We start from the raw sequence: 16,649 nt of genomic DNA on the forward strand, positions 1-16,649 counted from the left end.
TCCCGGGACGGAGTACGACATGACACAGCACGACAGCAATGCCCACCGGCCCACCGCCGATGACCCGCGCCACCCCGGCCGCCGCATGTTCCTTGCCGCCGCGGCCGCGACCGCCGCGGCGGCAACCGGCGTGATCACCAGCGGGGCGACAGCCGGCGCGTCCCCGCAGGCGGCGCCGGCCGCCGCCGCGATACCCGGCGGCTTCCCCGACTACCGCTACCTCAGGACTCTCCTGACGCCTTCCCAGTTCAAGTACAACCCCACCGGCGAGATCATCTTCCCGTGCATCCGGGGCGTCTACGACAAACTGGCGAACCCGCTGGGGCGTTACTACCTCTACTACGGGCCGCACGACGCACCCGGCGGCATCTGCCTGGCCTACGGCGACTCGCTGGAGGGGCCCTTCACCGAGTACACCGCCAACCCGATCGTCTCCAACAACTGGCAGCCCCACTACAGCGTCAGCCATGTCGCCTCACCGCACGTCCTGTGGAACGAGGACGTCAAGGAGCTGTGGCTGTACTTCCACGGTGAGAACGGCACGACCCGTCTCGCCCGGTCCAAGGACGGCATCACCTTCACCTACGACAAGGTGGTGCTCACCACCGCGATGCTGCCCGCGGGCACCACCGAGACCTCGTACGCCCGCGTCTTCCGGCACGATCTGCCTTCGCGCGGCGCCCGTTACGTCATGCTCTTCATGCTCAACAACCAGTCCAACCACCGTGACATCGCCTGGGGTTGGTCGGCCGACGGCCGCGACTGGACGTTCGACCAGCAACCCCTCGTCCGGCACTCGGACGTCGGTGCGAACAACATCGGCGGCCCGCACCTGCTGACGCGCGACAACAGCACCTACGTCGTCTACAACACCAGCAAGGAGAACGGCGGCAATCTCCTCATCACCGAGGTCGGCAACGACTTCACCCGCCGCGACCACCTCGGCCTCTTCCACGACTCGGCCGACACCGCTCCGGACAACGGCCGCAGCGCGTCACCGACGTTCGGGACCGACCACGGCGTGCCCTACATGATCTACGAGGCAGGTGAAAGGCTCCAGGGTTCGATCGCCGTGGCACGGGGCTGACGCCCGCCCCCGGCGGAGGGGGCGGCCTGTGCGGATCCAGGCGCCGTGGTCGGAAGCAGTGCCGGCCGCGGCGCCTGGGGTAGGGCGCGGCCGCCGGGGAAGGGTCCAGGCTCCGCATGGGCCGGACCCCCGGCCCCGACACGCCATGTCTATGGGGCTTCGTGAACTCGCGTCAGGAGGGCCATGAGTTGGCCCTGTTCGTCCGGAGTGAGCGGTGCCAGCAACTCGGCGTTGGCTGCCTCGGCCAGTGCCGCGCAGCGGGTGAGGACGGCTGTGCCCTCCGGCGTCACCGTGATGGCGTTCTTGCGGCGGTCGTCGGGATCCGGGGCGCGCAGGACAAGTCCGGCCTGTTGGAGGTCGTTGAGGATGCCGACCACGTCCTTGGGGTCGACGGCGACCCGCCGGCCCAACTCGGCCTGGGCGAGGGGCCCGTACTCGGAACTCGCGGCCAGCACCGCGTGATGCATGAGCTTCAGCCCTTCCGCGGCGAGGGCCTCGGCGACCAGAGCACGGGCGCGCGCCGCGACGCGGCCGACGAGCCAACTCGGCAGGGACTGGATGCGCTGAAGGGCTGCGGTCATGCGCTCAGCCTATCCCGGAAATCATTGGAACTCCCTATGATTTCCGTTATCGTTGGGCTCTCCAATGAAAAGGGACTGGGAGGTCCTCGTGCTCAGGATCCGCCACGAGGTCGACGGGCGGCCCGCCGTGTTGGTCGCCGAGGACGTCGACCGCCCCGAACCGGGACCCGGTGAGGTGCTGATCCGGGCCCTGGCGATCGGCGTGACCCTGCCCGCCGTGCGCAAGCTCCGGGATGCCGAAGAACCGGTCACCCTCGGCGGCGAAGTCGCCGGGGAGATCGCCGCCCTCGGTGACGGGGTCGTTTCCCTCGCGGTCGGAGACCGCGTCACCGGACTGTGCTTCGCCGACGCCTACGCCGAGTTCGCGGTCCTGAACACCGCGATGGTCTCCCGGATCCCGGACGGCGCCGGTGACGTGGAGGCGGTGGCGCTCGTCCGCAGCGGGATGGTGGCACGTGGCGCGTACGAGGCCGCGCACGTGCAGCCCGGAGAGTCGGTCCTCGTGACGGCAGCCGCGAGTGGGGTGGGCACGCTCGCCGTCCAGTACGCGAAAGCCGGCGTGGCGGGACGCGTCGTGGCCGCTGTCGGCAGTCCCGACAAGGCCGATTTCGTCAGGGACTTGGGCGCCGACGAGGTCGTTCTGTACGAGGACGCCGACTGGGGTGCCGCGTACGACGTGATCCTCGACGGAGTCGGCGGCGACCTCCTCGGCCCCGCTGTGCGGGCCCTGGGCACGGGCGGGCGGCTGGTGGCCTTCAGCTCCGGAGGGGGCACGGTGGAGGCGTACGAACTCCTCGTCCGCGGCGCTTCGGTGATCGGCTTCCAGATGCGAGCCATCGCCGTCGGAAAGCCGGAGCTGTACGACCGCCGGCTGCGGGAACTGTGGCAGATGTACGAAGCGGGCACCCTCCGCGTCGCCGTGCACGAGGAGATCCCCCTCGCCGAAGCCGCCCGGGCCCACACCCTCATCGAACAGCGCCGCAACCTCGGCAAGGTCGTCCTTGTGCCACCGCACCGGCCGACGGCGTTGCCGTTCAGGGCGTGAGCGCGCGGCACGTGGTTTCGGAGGGCCGGCAGCGGGATGGCGCCGGCCACGGTCAGTCTCCCGGGCACCGGCAGCACCGGCGCCCTGGAACCCTCTCCGCCGCCCTGTCCGCGGCAACCCCGCTCAGCCGACGGACAAGACGACTGTGGAATCGGTACCGCACCTGACCTGCGCGGTGCTCGTGCGACGCGAGGGGCCGGTGCGGGGCAGGTGCGCATCCCGCCTTCCGCCCGTTCAAGTGTCGTTCAGCGCACAACCATCGGCCGTTTCCGTGTGTCTCAGAGGTGAATCACCACCGCGCGCACGCGTCTAGATGTCGCTCGCGCTTCAAGGAGGAACCGTGGGCATCCGCCGACCCGCCATATCGACCGCCGTAGCCGCCGCCCTGATCGGGTCGTTCAGCGTGCCGATCGTCGCGGGCACCGCGACCGCCAAGGACCGCGCCACGACCGTGCGCGAGGACTTCGACGGCGACGGCTACCAGGACGTCGCCGTCGCGGCTCCTGGCGCGAAGGTCGGTGGCCATACGTGGGCCGGCTACATCACGATCAGCTACGGCTCGGCGAAGGGCCTCGACCCCGCGCGCACCACCGTCATCAACCAGGACACCCCCGGTGTGCCCGGTGATTCCGGCGACAACGAGGTCTTCGGCTACGCGATGATCCCTCGCGACCTGGACGGCGACGGCCTGACCGACCTGGCCGTCGTGACCCGCGACTACCAGCCGGAGACCAACGTCAGCGGATCCGTGATCGTCCTGTGGGGCCGCAAGACCGGCATCTCCGGCGAGGGTGCCGTCCGTGTCAGTGCACCGGCCAACGCCCAGGTCGGGGATGACATCACCGCGGGCGACTTCGACAGCGACGGGCACGTCGACCTGTTCATGGGCAACAGCGAAGACTCCTACGACTTCCACGACGTGCTCTACGGTCCCCTCGGCCGGGACGGCGCTCCTGCCCGTGAGCAGCGCCTGCAGGTGTACAGCACGGACAACACCATCGACTCCACCGCCACGGGCGACTTCAACGGCGACGGCATCGAGGACCTCGCGACCTTCTACGTCTACGAGAACCACGCCGAGGGCGGCAAGCTCTGGCTCGGCACCAAGGACGGCCTGTCCACCGTCTCGCAGCGGCTGACCTCCTCGTCGAGCACCGCGGTCGCCGACTTCGACCAGGACGGCTACGCCGACCTGGCCACCCGGATCTTCCCCAACGGTGACACGGAGAACGAGGAAGACCCCGGCACCGTCAAGATCTACTACGGCTCGGCTGCCGGCCCCAGCCAGACGCGGACGAAGACGATCACGCAGGACACGGCGGGCGTGCCCGGGGTGAGTGAGAAGAGCGACCAGTTCGGCGGGCGGCTGAGCGCGGGCGACGTGAACGGTGACGGATACCCCGACCTGGCCGTCGGTGTCCCCGGCGAGGCGATCGGCTCGAAGAAGAAGGCGGGCGCGGTGGTGCTGCTCAAGGGAGGCAGGAGCGGGCTCACCGGGACGGGCGCGCAGGCCTTCCATCAGGACACGACGGGCGTGCCGGGTGTCGCCGAGGCCGGCGACCTGTTCGGTGGTTCGACCCGACTGCTCGACGTCACGGGCGACGGCAAGGCGGACCTGGTGGCGGGCGCGCCGGGGGAGGACCTGGGCACTGTCGTGAACGGCGGCGCGATATGGCTGCTGCGCGGCGCGGCCTCGGGTCTGACGGCCTCGAAGTCGGTCGCGGAGAACCCGACGGACATCGGTGCACCGGCGACGAGGGCGTTGTTCGGCTTGAACCTGAGCGGCGACAACGGCCCTGGAATGGTGATCCCCTAACCCCGAGGCGTCGCCCCGGCGGAACCGTTGCTCGCCGCATCCGTCAGGAGCGCGTTCGCGACGAAGCCGAAAAGGTGATCGGCGCGCGGCGCGAGTGAGGGCTGGTCGCCGAGCCAGGCGAGCGCGGCCACGAGCGCGAACAGATCGGTGCCGTCCATGTCGGTCCGCGCCGCGCCCACCTCCTGGGCGCGGGTGAGGAGGCGCGCTCCGGCGGCCCGCAGGGTGACGCATGAGGTGTGGAGGGCGGACTCGCTGTCCTCGATGGCGGCCGCCATCAGCACCGTCACGCCCCGGTACTCGGTGGTCCATGTGACGCAGTCGCGCAGCCATGAAACGAGACCATCCGCGGGCGAGCTCGATGACTCGAGCTCGCCCGCCTTCGCCGTCAGCTCGTCGAAGCTCGTGCGGAGCAGGGCCTCGAGCAGCGCCTCGCGCGTCGGGTAGTGGCGCAGCAGCGTCGCCAGGCCGACATCGGCCCGCCGTGCGATGTCGCGCATCGACGCGTCGACGCCCTGCTCGGCGATGACGGCGCCCGCCACTGCGAGCACGTGATCGCGGTTCTTCCTGGCGTCGGCCCGCACGTGTCCTCCTTGACTATCCGGATCAGTGGTCCATATATTCGGACCAGTGGTCCGTTTTTGTGGATCGCTGATCCGGATAAGTCTATCCCGTGACTCGGGCAGGAGAGAAAGATGTCGACACACACCATGAGGGCGGTCCGGCTCCATGAGCACGGCGGTCCGGAGGTTCTGCGCTACGAGCAGGTGCCCGTTCCCGAGCTGGGGCTCGGTGAGGTTCTCGTGCGTGTGCGCGCGGCCGGTGTCAATCCTCCGGACTGGTACCTGCGGGGCGGTCTGACCACGATGCCCGGGGAGACGGAGTCGACGGTCAGCCTGCCGGTGACTCCGGGGACCGACGTGTCGGGCGTCGTCGAGGCCGTCGCCCCGGATGTCGAGGGCTTCTCGGTCGGGGACGAAGTCTTCGGTCTTCTGCGGTTCCCCAGCTTCGACGGCAGGGCCTACGCCGAGTACGTGGCCGCGCCGGCGTCGGACCTCGCCCACAAGCCCACGGGGATCGATCACGTGCACGCCGCCGGGGCGCCCATGGCGGGGCTGACGGCGTGGCAGTTCCTGATCGAGGTCGGACACGACCACCCCTCGCCCTTCCAGGAGGCGCGGCATCGCCCGACGACGCTCGACGCGGACACGACGGTTCTCGTCAACGGCGCCGCGGGCGGCGTGGGGCACCTCGCGCTCCAACTGGCGAAGTGGAAGGGCGCTCACGTCATCGCGGTGGCATCGGGCGCGCACGAGGCCTTCCTCGGCGAGCTCGGCGCCGACCGGTTCATCGACTACACCAAGAGCCGCGCCGAGGAACTCGCCCACGACATCGACGTGGTCCTCGACACCGTCGGTGGTCCCGGCAGCAGGCGCTTCCTGCGTACGCTCAAGCGCGGCGGCGCCCAGTTCGCGGTGCTGCCCGGGGAGTTCGACGAGGAGGAGACCACGAAGCTGGGCGTCACGGTCTCCAGCGCCCAGGTCCGCTCCAACGGCGCTCAACTCGCGGAACTGGGACGCCTCCTCGACGCCGGCACGGTCCGCGTCGCGATCGACAGCACCTTCGACCTGGCGGACGCCCGAGCAGCCCACGAACGCGCCGCCCAAGGACACATCCAGGGCAAGATCGTGCTCACGGTCGCTTAGAACCGACCCGTTCTCACAAGGCGGACAGGGGGCGCTCGATCTCAGGGCCCGAAGGATCCGATGTTCTGATGCGTGGTGCTCGCGGTACCCAGCCCCCGTGCGAGCTCCTGGCCGGCAGCCCCACGCTCGAGCGCCCCGCGCTCTCCTGTCCCGCCCCTGCGCCGCAGGGCGACCAGACAGCCCCCGATGGCACCGGCGAACACAACAGCCAGGGCAACAATGACGCCCATGCGTCCCCCGTTCGTTCGGCGGACGGTCCTGTGACCCCCGCTTGAACTGCGTATTCGGGGTCTTCACCTCAGCCGCCGTGCACTGCTGTGCCATGACGGCGACGGCCCCTCTGGATGAACCGTCACGGTTCATCCAGAGGGGCCGACCGCTGTCCGTCCGTCACTGCCCTTGCTCGGCTCCAGATGGCCTCAGGGGCTGTGCCCACTCGACCGCCGGCGACCAGAGCCCGGCGCCGCCGGGGGAGCCCGGTCCACTGCCTGCGGGGTCCCACAGGGTGGCCGCTCCGGCGGCTCGGTCACCGCCGGTGCCGCCGGCCGTGACCGGTCGGTCATCGCGGTCCCCGGGCTGGAACCCGACCGTGTAGGTCCGGGTGACCGAACCGTTGGCCGAGGTCACCTTGATGGTGCGGGTGGTGAAGCGGGATCCGGTCGAGGAAAGGACCGAACTGCCGTCGGTGACCTTCACCCGCGCGCCGGCCTGGGCCGGCGCGGCGGAGACGGCCGGGATCCTCGCGTTCTTCGGCCAGTCGACGACGTACGTCGACACGTCCGCATCGAACCCGTCGATCGCGACACCGCCGACCGTGATCGTCTTCGCGTCGGCCACACTGGCCTTGGTGGCGTCCGAGAAGTTCTTCACCGTGACCGAGCCGTCGGCGCCCACGACGACACGCGCCGCCATCGCCGCCGCCAGGTTGATCCGCTGCCAGCTCGCCTGCCCGTCCGCGGTGAGGTCGAGCGGGTACCCGGAGTCCGTCGCCGTCTGCTCCAGGATCTGGGTGCGCTGCGCGGTGGTGAGGTCCGGGAACGCGGTGATCAGCAGTGCTGCCGCGTCCGACGGCGTCTCGATGGCCTGCCCCGCCTTGCCCACCTGGGAGAACCCGTAGGTCAGGCGCCGCGTGTACAGGTCGACGTCCTGCGCCGTGCTCAGACCGCCGTACGCGTCACCCTCGCAGGACGCGAGCGTGTCCCCGTATCCCTCCTTCTCGCATTCATCGAGCAGTACGTTCTCCATCTCGGTGTGGGCCTGCGTCAGCAGCTTCGCGAAGTCGGGGTCGGCCCATCGGTGCGCCACGGTGGCCTGCCCGGAGATCCGGCCGCCCATGACGTCCAGCGGGTAGTGGAACCCGAGGACGATGCGGTTGTCCCCGTACTCCGAGGTACGCGCCAGGATCGACGGCGCCAGCTCCGGAAGGAGGGTGGCGAGGATGGTCCCGGCCTCGTAGCCGCCGAAGGTGTGGCCGCTGGGGTACGAGCCGCTGGTGGCGAGACTGCCGTACGAGCCGTCCTGCGACTCGTTGATACGGCCGCCGTCACCGACGAACCCGAGCCGCACGTACGGGCGTTGGTAGGCGTAGTGGTTCTTCGCGGAGTCGACCTTGTCGAGGCTCTTGGTGACGCGGGAGAACAACGCACTCGTCTTGGGCAGTTGGCCGCCGCTCAGGGCGTCGCTGTAGATCCGGCCGAGCCGGGAGCCGAGGCCGTCGGCCATCGTGACGGTGGAGCTGTTGGTCGCGTCGACCTCGGCGCGGTCCACCTCCTTCTGGGTCGCCGCGTTGTTGATCCGTACGGCGATCCGGTCGTTCTCGGCGGTCAGCTCGGCGCCTTGAGGCACCTTGGTGTTGGCGCCGAGGATGTCGGAGTCGAGGTCCTCGACGCCGTTGAGCAGGTTGTAGAAGTAGTCGGTCCCGTCGCCGGTACCCGGCCAACTATCCGACGGATACTTTGCGTTGAGTGTCTCGTCCGGGAAGGGGGAGGAGACGTAGGTCGGGTCGGAGGCACCCGTCGGTGTGCTCGCCGACGCCGTGGTGGTGGAGTCGTCGGAGCTTCCGGCCAGGGTGAGCGCGGTGACGGTGGCGGTGTGCGCCTTCGCCTTGCCCACGGTGGTGAGCAGGGCCGTGTCGGTCGTGGCGGAGACGTGTGTGGTGGTTCCGTCCCCGAGGGCCACGGAGTAGCCGAGGATCGGGAACCCGCCGTCGCCGGCCGGCTGCCAGGTCACGCGGACCTGCTTGCCGTCGGTGACCACACCTGTCACGGTCGGCTTCTGCGGCTTCCCTCCGCCGGTCACCGCGGGTGCCGTGGGCGTGCTCGGGTACGAGGTGCCGACGGCGTTCACCGCGCGGACGCGCGCTGTGTACGTGCCTGTCCGCAGCCAAGTGAACGTCGTGCTGCGGCTGTCGGGATCGTGGATCTCGACCTGGTGGCCGTCGTCCAGGGCGATCGTGTAGCCGGTGACCGGTGCGCCGCCGGTGTCCTTGGGCGGGGCCCAGGCGACGGTCACGCTCGTACCGGATGACGTCGCCGACACCGCGTCAGGCACGGCCGGCGCTGTCCTGGGCTTGGTCGTGAGCGCGGACAGGGCACGGTGAAGGGTGTCGTACCGCGCGGAGAGGGTCTCGTCCGTGGCCGCGTCGCTCGCGACCGCGGTCTTCGCCTCGGCGAGTGCGGTGGTGAACGCCTTCCACGAGGTGTCCGTGTAGCGCGTGTTCTGGAGGGCTGAGGCAGTCGTGACCAGGTCCTCCAGGCGCAGCCTCGGGACCGGGATCAGCTGCTTGGCGGCGAGAGTGAGGCCGCGGGTCCGGGTGTCGACCTCGAGTTGGGACGCGCCGTCGGCGTCGACGAGGGCACGGGCGGCGGCGAGTTCGCGCCGGTACACAGCGAAGTCGATCGTGTCGTAGCGTGCCGCGTCGCCGGCGAGGCCCGCGTACTGGTCGATCGCCTTGCGCAGGGCCGACTTGTCCGTGACGGCCGGCGTGTCGACGTGGTTGAACGTGATCCGGCCCAGGTTCGCGACGTAGGGGTGCGAGGAGTCCGGGTTCGTCGTCAGCCGGAGGAAGACGGCGTGCGTGCCGGTGATCGCCTCGGGCAGCGTCAGACTGGTCGTCCCTCCTGACGACCACGCGGCTCCGGTGACCGGCAGCGGCACGATCGCGTCCGGCGTTCCGGGGTTGGCCGCGTCGAAGGAGTCCAGGTAGAGCTGGACAGCCGAACCGGTGCCGCAGCGCGCGGAGTTGTTGGCGTAGGTGACCGTCACGGTGCTCTTGGGGGAGGTGCCGAAGTCGATGTCCCCGTAGGCGAGCCAGGCTCCGTCATAGGTGCCGCCGAGGTCGGTGGTGGAACCCGCCCCGGTCCAGCCGACCGGCTCGCTCTTGAGCCCGCCGCCGCTGTTCGAGTGGAACGCGGTCGCGTCGAAGCCCACGGGCGCGTTGGTGTCCTGCGTCAGGCTCAGCGCGTAGATGTTGCCCACGTACGGCTGGGACGCCGTCTGTGTGCTGGAGACGAAGTCGGCGTACACGTCCTGGACACCGGTGAAGGCGCTCGGGTCGAGGCGCACGCTTGTGGTGGCGATGGTTCCCCAGCCCGAACCGCTGTAGTCGAGGGGGATGACGATGCTCTTCGCACTGTCCTTGGAGCCGAGGTGCAGCTCGATGTGCGAGTCCGACGCGGCGCGCGACTGGGGCTTGTCGTAGCGGACGGTGACGGTGTCGGCGCCGTCGCGGAGGTCGGTGTCCTTCCACTCGGCCCACGCGCCGTTCGTCACGTTCTCGAGGATGCCGTTCGAGAGGTTGAGAGGGGAGGTGCCGCCGCCCGTCGTGGTGCTGTTGACCGCGGTCAGCGTGGCGAGGGTGGTGGAGGCGGACGAGGAGACCTCGTAGGGCGAGAACTGGTGCCAGTCGAAGTTCGACACCCACTGCTGGCCGGCGGGGGCGTGGAACACGAAGGTCGCACTCGACGCGTCGAGCAGGGCGTCCGGGTCGGTGACGGTCGCCTGCACCGTGGAGTAGTACTGCCAGCCCCCGGTCCCCGGGAGTTGCACGGTGGCGACGACGGGGCCGTCGGCGGTGCCGGCGTGGACGTCGACGCTGCTCGGCTTCGCGTTCGTGGCCTGCGAGTTGGCGTAGCGGACCGAGATGCTGCGCGGCGAGACGCCGCCGAAGTCCAGTTTGGTGTATCTCTCCCACGCGCCCTCGGTGACGCCACCGAGGTTGCCGTCCGAGTTGTTCTTCTCGCTCGTGAGGCTGGGGCCCTCCTTCTCGTCGGGCGACTCGGCCTGCAGGACGGCGTATCCGCCCTCGTCGATGGTGAGCGCGTCGACGGCGGACTGCAGGGCGTCGTCCGCGGCCATGATGGTGCCCGTCGCGGACGTGCTGTCCGCGAGGACGGTGCGCGCGCGTTCGAGCCCCGCACGGAACAGAGTCCAGGAGCCGTCGGCGTAGTTGCCGCTGCGCACCAGCGACGCCTGGTCGACGAGCGCGCCAAGGGCCTTGCGCTGCACCGCGGCTGCGGAGACGAGGAGCGGGTCGGTCGGGGATGTCCCGGTGCCGTGCACCGTCGAGGCACGCACGCCGTGCGCGAAGGCCGCGTCCTGGAACGTGATGCCGAAGCGCGCGTCGACCTGTGTGGTGCCGTTGAGCGAGAGCGTCGCCGTGCGGGAGCCGGTGACACGCAGGTCCGCCGTGACACCGCCCGGCAGGCCGGTCACGGTCGCTGCCCCGGTCCTGGTCAGGCTGGTTCCCTTGCGGGCGGCGAACGATGCCGGGCCGGAGAGGGTGAGCTTCACGCTGCCGTCGACGGCCCCGTTCGCGGCGGTGTCGACGGTGCCCGGGCGGGCGGAGACGACGGTGTCGCCCCTGCCGGTCCCCGTACCGCCCTCACCCGTGTCGGTGTTCAGCGAGTACGCCGGCTCCGTGCGGGCGCCCCACTGAGAGGGCTTGGAGCCCATGGTGAAGTCCAGGGTTCCGCCGGAGATGATCTGGGAGTAGTCGAGCCACGTGTTGTCGAACCGCTTGCCGTTGAGGGTCGCGTTCTGCACGTAGTAGTTGCTCGGCGACACCCCGTCGGCCTTCACCGTGAACTGCTTGCCGTTGGCGTAGGTGATCGTCGTGGAGTCGAAGAACGGGCTGCCGATCTGGAACTGGCTGGAACCGGCGGTCACCGGGAACAGGCCCAGGGCGGCGCCGACGAACATCGTCGACATGGTGCCGGCGTCGTTGTCCATGGTCGGCAGGAAACCGTTGGGGGAGAGCTTGTAGACCTGGGTCTTGACCGGCGGGGTGAACTGGCCGCCGGAGCTGGGCGCTTCGTTCGTCGAGCCCGTCGCGATGTAGCGGTTCCAGGTCGTGCCGGTGTAGATGGAGCGCACCCACTTCTGCGTCAGGCTGGGCTCACCTACATAGTTGAAGAGGTACGGCGCCTGCAGGTCGATCTCGTTCGCGTTGGAGTGCAGCATCGTCGAGCCGTCGTCGACAGTGGAGTCCTCGCCGAACATGTGCTTGACCGCGGCCTTGCCGGCCTTCTCGCCGCCCATGGCCTTGATGAGCCCGCCCATGTCGTAGGCGTCGTACCAGTGGTACTGCCAGAGTGTGCCCTGGTAGAGGCCGGCCGCCTCGAACTTCTCGTAGTCGGCGCTCTGCCAGTCACCCCCGGCGGCACGCGGGGTGAGCAGACCGACCTTCGTCCCGTCGGCCGCCGTCCAGGCACCCGACTTCACGAGGTTGTCGATCGCCATGGTCGACTGGGTACGCAGCTTCTTCGCGTCCGCGTCCTTGTCGAGCGCGTCGGCGATGACGGACAACGCCCACTGGTCGTAGCCTCGTTGGACCGTCGTACCGGGATCCCCGGTGACGTAACCCTGCCGCAGCTGTGCCCCCGTGTAGTACCCGGAGTACGACAGCAGCGCCGGGTACGCCTCGTCGAGCCGGTCGAAGTTCTTGTAGCCCTTCGACAGCGCGTCCGCGACCAGAACCGCCGAGCGCTCCCAGCGAACGGTCGGAACCGAATGGGTGAGGCTGCCCAGACTCTTGCCCGAGGCGCGTGCGTCGGCGAACAGCTCGATCAGCGACTGCACCATGTCCCGGTAGGTGGACGGGTCGATGTACGCCTCGACGGAGTACTTGCGGAAGTCGTCCCAGGTGGACCAACCGTCGTAGTACGTGAAGCCGTTCGCCTTATGCACCGCCCCGTCGGCGCCGCGGTACGTCCCGCTGGTGCTGGTGGCGTTCACCGGCAGCGCGTACATGCGGTACAGGTGCGTGTAGAACTCCTTGGTGAGCGTCGACCCGGGGTCGGACTTCGCCGAGGAGCGCACGTCGACGGCGCCGAGGGCCTTGTTCCAGTCCGCCTTCGTCTGCGCGCGCGCCTGGTCGAAGGTGAGGTGGCCCACCTCGTTCCGCTGGTCGGTCGCGGCCTGTTCGGCGCTGATCGGCGACAGGGTGATGCGCAACTCGACGTTGCTTCCGGTGGACTTGTCGAACCCGAGGACGGCCCCGGTGTCGGAGCCGTCCTGGGTGGTCGCGTCACCCAGCTTGCCGTCGCTGCCCCAGCTCTTCAAGGAGGTCACGGGGACGTTCGTGGTGGCGTTGTAGTAGAGCTGGTACGAGGCGCCGTTGAAGGATCCGGCGACGAGCCCCGAGATCGAGGTGGTCCCGTCGGGGAGCCTCGTCGCCTTCATCGTCGAGCGGGTGCGGCTGGTGAAGTTGTTGGCCAGGTCCAGGACGAGTTCGGGCTCCGACCCGGCGGGGAAGCCGTACCGCTCGAGCGCCGTACGCGTCGTCGCGGTCATCTCGGCCTTGATGGTGCCGGAGTCCTGCTGCACCGACGACCCGGTGCCGGATATCGCCCCGAGGCCCACCTGATAGGAGCCGGGCGTCGCACTCTCGTCGTCGTGGTTGTACGCGTGGGCGTACGTGCTCGGGGCGGGACGCTTGTCGTACTGCACGGAGGTCGGCACGACGAGCAGGTCACCACCGCCTCCCGAGCCGCCGACCCCGTCGAGGTTCGTCGCGGTGAACCCGGCGATGTGGTCCTCGTTGTGGTCGTACCCGGTGTGGTTGCGGTCCGGCGTGGTCAGCGGGTTGACCTTGGCCAGACTGTGCGGCGCCTGGGCGCCCGGCAGGTCGTTGCCGTCGTCGCCGGCGGTCGAGACGAACGGGTCGACGAGCTTCGTGTAGTCCGTCCCGCCCGAACCCGCGGAAGAGGCCGCGGCGGGCACTGCCGCGGCCGCACCGCCACCTGCCAGCGCCGCGACACCGAGCGCTCCGCTGAGCAGCAGGGCGACCGTCGCGCGAAGCGGCCGGCGCCGCCGCTGTACGGGTCTCGCGAGGATCACCCGTGGGAAGGGGGGATGGGATCTGATCGGCACGTAACTTCTCCAGCGTCGCTATACGCACGCACCGTTCGGCCCTGACGTTAGACAACGTTGTCAGTCCGGGCCACCGGGCGTGCAACCCAGAGTGAGACGGAAGTGAGCACCCAGGATTGCACCCGAACATCGGATTGCACCCGCCGCGTTCACGACCGTCCGCCATGACACACGGAGAAAACGTACAGCGCGCGAACACTGTTCGAACAGAGTGAACTCGTCGGAGGTTCTCTGTGGAGAGCGGCGCGCGCCCGGCACCACGACCCCCCAGAAAATCCCATGCCTGAGAGGTGCGCGTCTCCATATCGTGTGTCCATGAGTGAGGACATATGGGCGGGCGTGCGGGAGCGGGTGCTTCGGCTCGGCGAACGCCCCGGTGCGGAAAAGGTCTTCGGGGCGCGGGGGCACGGCTTTCGTCTCGCTCCGGTCATGGTCGAGGAGCAGCTCCGGGCGCTGGAGGCGGATCTGGGCGGTGGTCTGCCCGCGCAGTATCGGAGCTTCCTGCTCCGGGTCGGAGCCGGGGGAGCGGGCCCCGACTACGGTCTGATGGCACCGGCCTCGGGTGACGAGGGATGGCAGTGGGTCGGTATCGGGCTTGCCTATCCCGCCCAGCCGACTACGGCTGAGTTCGCCGGACGCCCCTTCGTCGCCGAGGCCTTGCAGAGGGAGCTCGACGTGATCGAGTCGCAGGAGCCCGAGAGGAACGCCTATGCGGCCGACGACGCGTTCCGTCGCGCGTACGCGGCGTGGGACGCGCGCTATGAGGAACTGTCTGACGCTCAGGAGGCGGGTGCGGTATTCCTCAGCGAACAGGGATGTGGCTATGCGTCCCTGCTGGTGATGACGGGCCCGTCTCAAGGTGCCATCTGGGAGGATCTGAGACCGGCGGACCGGGGGATCGAGCCGACCGGGCACGACTTCGCGCACTGGTACCGGAGTTGGCTCGAGCGCGCCGAGCAGCAGCTCGATTCCGCTTGAGTGGCACCGGCCCGAGAGGCGGGCCCCGGGTGGGCGCGCTGAGGGTTACGGAGCGAGAGCGTGGGACGGTCGCCTTCGGCGCGGCCGTGCGTCGTTCGAATCGAAGCGCCGCCTCACCGCCAGGTGGCCGCGAGGTCTCCGGTGTCCGGTTCTTCTGGTCGATGAACCTGTACCGGAGACCTCACTCCTTCCCGATCAGGACACGCCGCCGCTCGGCGCGCTCAAAGCACGCCCTGGTCGTGCTGGGGCCAGATGGGACCCTGATCGGTCCAGACGACTCCCTTGTTGCGGCAGAGGCAGAAGGGGTGGCCGATGGGGTCGGCGTAGACGCGAAAACCGTAGCCGTCGGGGCCGGTGCAGTCCCGCTGCAAGGTCGCGCCGAGGTCCAGGACGCGGCTCTGTTCGCCCTCGATGTCGTCGACCTCGAAGTCGAGGTGGAACTGCTTGGGGTGCTCGCTGTCCGGCCACCGCGGGGCGCGGTAGTCATCCACCTGGACGAAGGCGAGTTCGATCTCGCCGAACTGGATACCGGCCCAGTTCTCGTTACTGCTCGCCTTGACCGGAAGCCCCGTGACCTCCGAGTAGAAGGCTGCCAGCTTCATCGTGTCCGGGCAATCGATGATGAAGTCGGTTAGTCGTAGCATCCCGCGATCTTGCCACAGGGCCGAATGAGCCGGACTTGGCGACAGGCCCGAGTCGAACCAATTCGGCGGTAGGAGTCGCGAGTTCGAGAGACCCTCGTTCGGGTGCTGGGCGCTACTGAGGGGCGCTCGAAGGCGGTTCCGGGTGTGGCCGGTGGCTGAGGAGATCCCCCGGCTGGCCGTCCAGCACCTCGCAGAGCCGCGTGAGGGTGGTGAACCGTATGGCCCGTGCCCGGCCGTTCTTGAGGATGGACAGGTTGACATGAGTGACACCTACGCGATCGGCGAGCTCGGACAAGGTCCCCTGGCGGACGTGAGTTCAGCCCGGCTCCCCGTCCGATGCTCCACCGAGCCGGCCGTCCGCCAGGGGAGATCTGCTGATGCCCGGCGGCGACTCGATCGGCGTCGCGGCCTGACCTGGATGCCAACGCGAGCAGACGACGTCCCAGGGGTCGAGGGCTTCCCGTGGGCGGTGCGACGCAGCCATGAGGGGCCTCGACCGTGCTGGATGGAGTGCTTTTACGGTGCCGGAGGTGCGAGTTCGAGTCCAGCGGCACCGGCGACCTCGCGATAGGCGACGGCCAGGTCCGCGAGTGAGGAGTGGGCGTTGAGACCACTCGGGTTGGGCACCACCCACAGCTGTGCTCCCGCGAACGGACCCGGCTGCCGCCCCACCCTCGCCTTGGGCATCGCGAACGCGATCCGGAACGCGGTGATCCCCAGCACGGCGACCACGTTCGGCTTGACGCGCCCTACCGTCTCGGCCAGGTCCACTGCTCCCGCCACCAGTTCCGCCGGCGCCAGTTCGTCCGCGCGAGCAGTGGCCTTCGGGACGAGTGCGGTGATCCCGACGCCCCGCTCGGTGAGGTACTCGGGGTCGCCCGGCGCGAAACCCGATGAGGCGTCGATCAGGCGGTCGGTGATACCCGCCCTGTACAAGGCCGGATAGAAGCGGTTGGTGCGCCCGGGAAAGTGCGCCTGCAAAGCCACAGCCGACAATCCAGGGTTGACTCCCACGAACAGCAGCCTCGTACGCGGGCCGAGAAGGTCAGGCAGGGACCCGCCTCGGAAACCTTCGAGCTCCGCACGGCTGAACCCCATCACCTCCACCTCCCCGTCACCCGGTGCGTCGAGCCGCGGAGTCTGTCGGCGTCGCCGCGTTCCATCCACGCACCTTCCCTCGCACAAAAGCAGCCGGGCGTCCGGGAGGTCGATGTGATCCCGGTCCGCGATCCGGCGGCTGCTGAAACTCTGATGGAAGAGCAGCGCGCAGGCCGTGCCGACACGCGCGTAGCCGCACGTCGGCATGAGCGGGCCCAAGGGTGCTCACCTCGCGGGTGGGGCCCCTTTGGTGACTTCGGTCCGAGCGGCGCGGCCACGGTGGCCGTCTTTGCCGCCGAGACGGAGCAGCCCGCGTCCGTGGCCCC

At 69.4% G+C, this 16,649-nt stretch carries 11 protein-coding genes; 5 read left to right on the forward strand and 6 right to left on the reverse strand.

Annotated elements, in window-relative coordinates; all coding sequences use genetic code 11:
- The first annotated feature begins 19 nt into the window (after positions 1-19).
- A complete protein-coding gene (locus tag AB0C62_RS09300) occupies positions 20-1,087 on the forward strand; it encodes a hypothetical protein (protein WP_362971160.1) in 1,068 nt (355 codons plus the stop codon).
- Between the two features lie 149 nt (positions 1,088-1,236).
- On the opposite strand, the gene AB0C62_RS09305 is transcribed toward AB0C62_RS09300, so the two are convergent.
- Positions 1,237-1,668, reverse strand: a complete 432-nt coding sequence (locus tag AB0C62_RS09305) for a MarR family transcriptional regulator (protein ID WP_362971161.1) — start codon at positions 1,666-1,668, stop codon at positions 1,237-1,239.
- Between the two features lie 88 nt (positions 1,669-1,756).
- On the opposite strand from AB0C62_RS09305, the gene AB0C62_RS09310 reads away from it, so the two are divergent.
- On the forward strand, positions 1,757-2,713 hold the full coding sequence (locus AB0C62_RS09310) for a zinc-binding dehydrogenase (protein ID WP_362971162.1): 957 nt from the start codon (positions 1,757-1,759) through the stop codon (positions 2,711-2,713).
- A 340-nt stretch (positions 2,714-3,053) separates the two neighbouring features.
- On the forward strand, positions 3,054-4,529 hold the full coding sequence (locus AB0C62_RS09315; RefSeq protein ID WP_362971163.1) for an FG-GAP and VCBS repeat-containing protein: 1,476 nt from the start codon (positions 3,054-3,056) through the stop codon (positions 4,527-4,529).
- Here the strand turns inward: AB0C62_RS09315 and AB0C62_RS09320 are convergent.
- On the reverse strand, positions 4,526-5,110 hold the full coding sequence (locus AB0C62_RS09320) for a helix-turn-helix domain-containing protein (protein ID WP_362971164.1): 585 nt from the start codon (positions 5,108-5,110) through the stop codon (positions 4,526-4,528). The two genes, AB0C62_RS09315 and AB0C62_RS09320, sit on opposite strands and share 4 nt — an antisense overlap.
- A 111-nt stretch (positions 5,111-5,221) precedes the next feature.
- Here AB0C62_RS09320 and AB0C62_RS09325 point away from each other — a divergent pair, with 111 nt between their 5' ends.
- The gene (locus tag AB0C62_RS09325) at positions 5,222-6,232 is read left to right on the forward strand and encodes an NADP-dependent oxidoreductase (RefSeq protein ID WP_362971166.1); all 1,011 of its coding nucleotides are present in this window, start codon (positions 5,222-5,224) and stop codon (positions 6,230-6,232) included.
- 390 nt (positions 6,233-6,622) lie between these two features.
- On the opposite strand, the gene AB0C62_RS09330 is transcribed toward AB0C62_RS09325, so the two are convergent.
- Complete coding sequence (locus AB0C62_RS09330; protein ID WP_362971168.1) at positions 6,623-13,603, reverse strand: glycoside hydrolase domain-containing protein; 6,981 nt, start codon at positions 13,601-13,603, stop codon at positions 6,623-6,625.
- 315 nt (positions 13,604-13,918) lie between these two features.
- Between AB0C62_RS09330 and AB0C62_RS09335 the strand changes: the two genes are divergently transcribed.
- Positions 13,919-14,581 (forward strand): SMI1/KNR4 family protein, encoded by a 663-nt coding sequence (locus AB0C62_RS09335; RefSeq protein ID WP_362971170.1) that lies wholly within the window; start codon positions 13,919-13,921, stop codon positions 14,579-14,581.
- Between the two features lie 221 nt (positions 14,582-14,802).
- Here the strand turns inward: AB0C62_RS09335 and AB0C62_RS09340 are convergent, their stop codons facing one another.
- The 3 genes from AB0C62_RS09340 to AB0C62_RS09350 form a co-directional block, all read right to left on the reverse strand.
- Complete coding sequence (locus AB0C62_RS09340) at positions 14,803-15,225, reverse strand: VOC family protein (protein WP_362971172.1); 423 nt, start codon at positions 15,223-15,225, stop codon at positions 14,803-14,805.
- A 112-nt stretch (positions 15,226-15,337) separates the two neighbouring features.
- Positions 15,338-15,520, reverse strand: a complete 183-nt coding sequence (locus AB0C62_RS09345) for a helix-turn-helix domain-containing protein (RefSeq protein ID WP_362971174.1) — start codon at positions 15,518-15,520, stop codon at positions 15,338-15,340.
- A gap of 221 nt (positions 15,521-15,741) precedes the next feature.
- Positions 15,742-16,530: a mismatch-specific DNA-glycosylase gene (locus AB0C62_RS09350; RefSeq protein WP_362971509.1), complete on the reverse strand. Its 789-nt coding sequence runs from the start codon at positions 16,528-16,530 to the stop codon at positions 15,742-15,744.
- Between the last annotated feature and the right edge of the window lie 119 nt (positions 16,531-16,649).

Source organism: Streptomyces sp. NPDC048643, assembly GCF_040650615.1.
GTDB lineage: Bacteria > Actinomycetota > Actinomycetes > Streptomycetales > Streptomycetaceae > Streptomyces.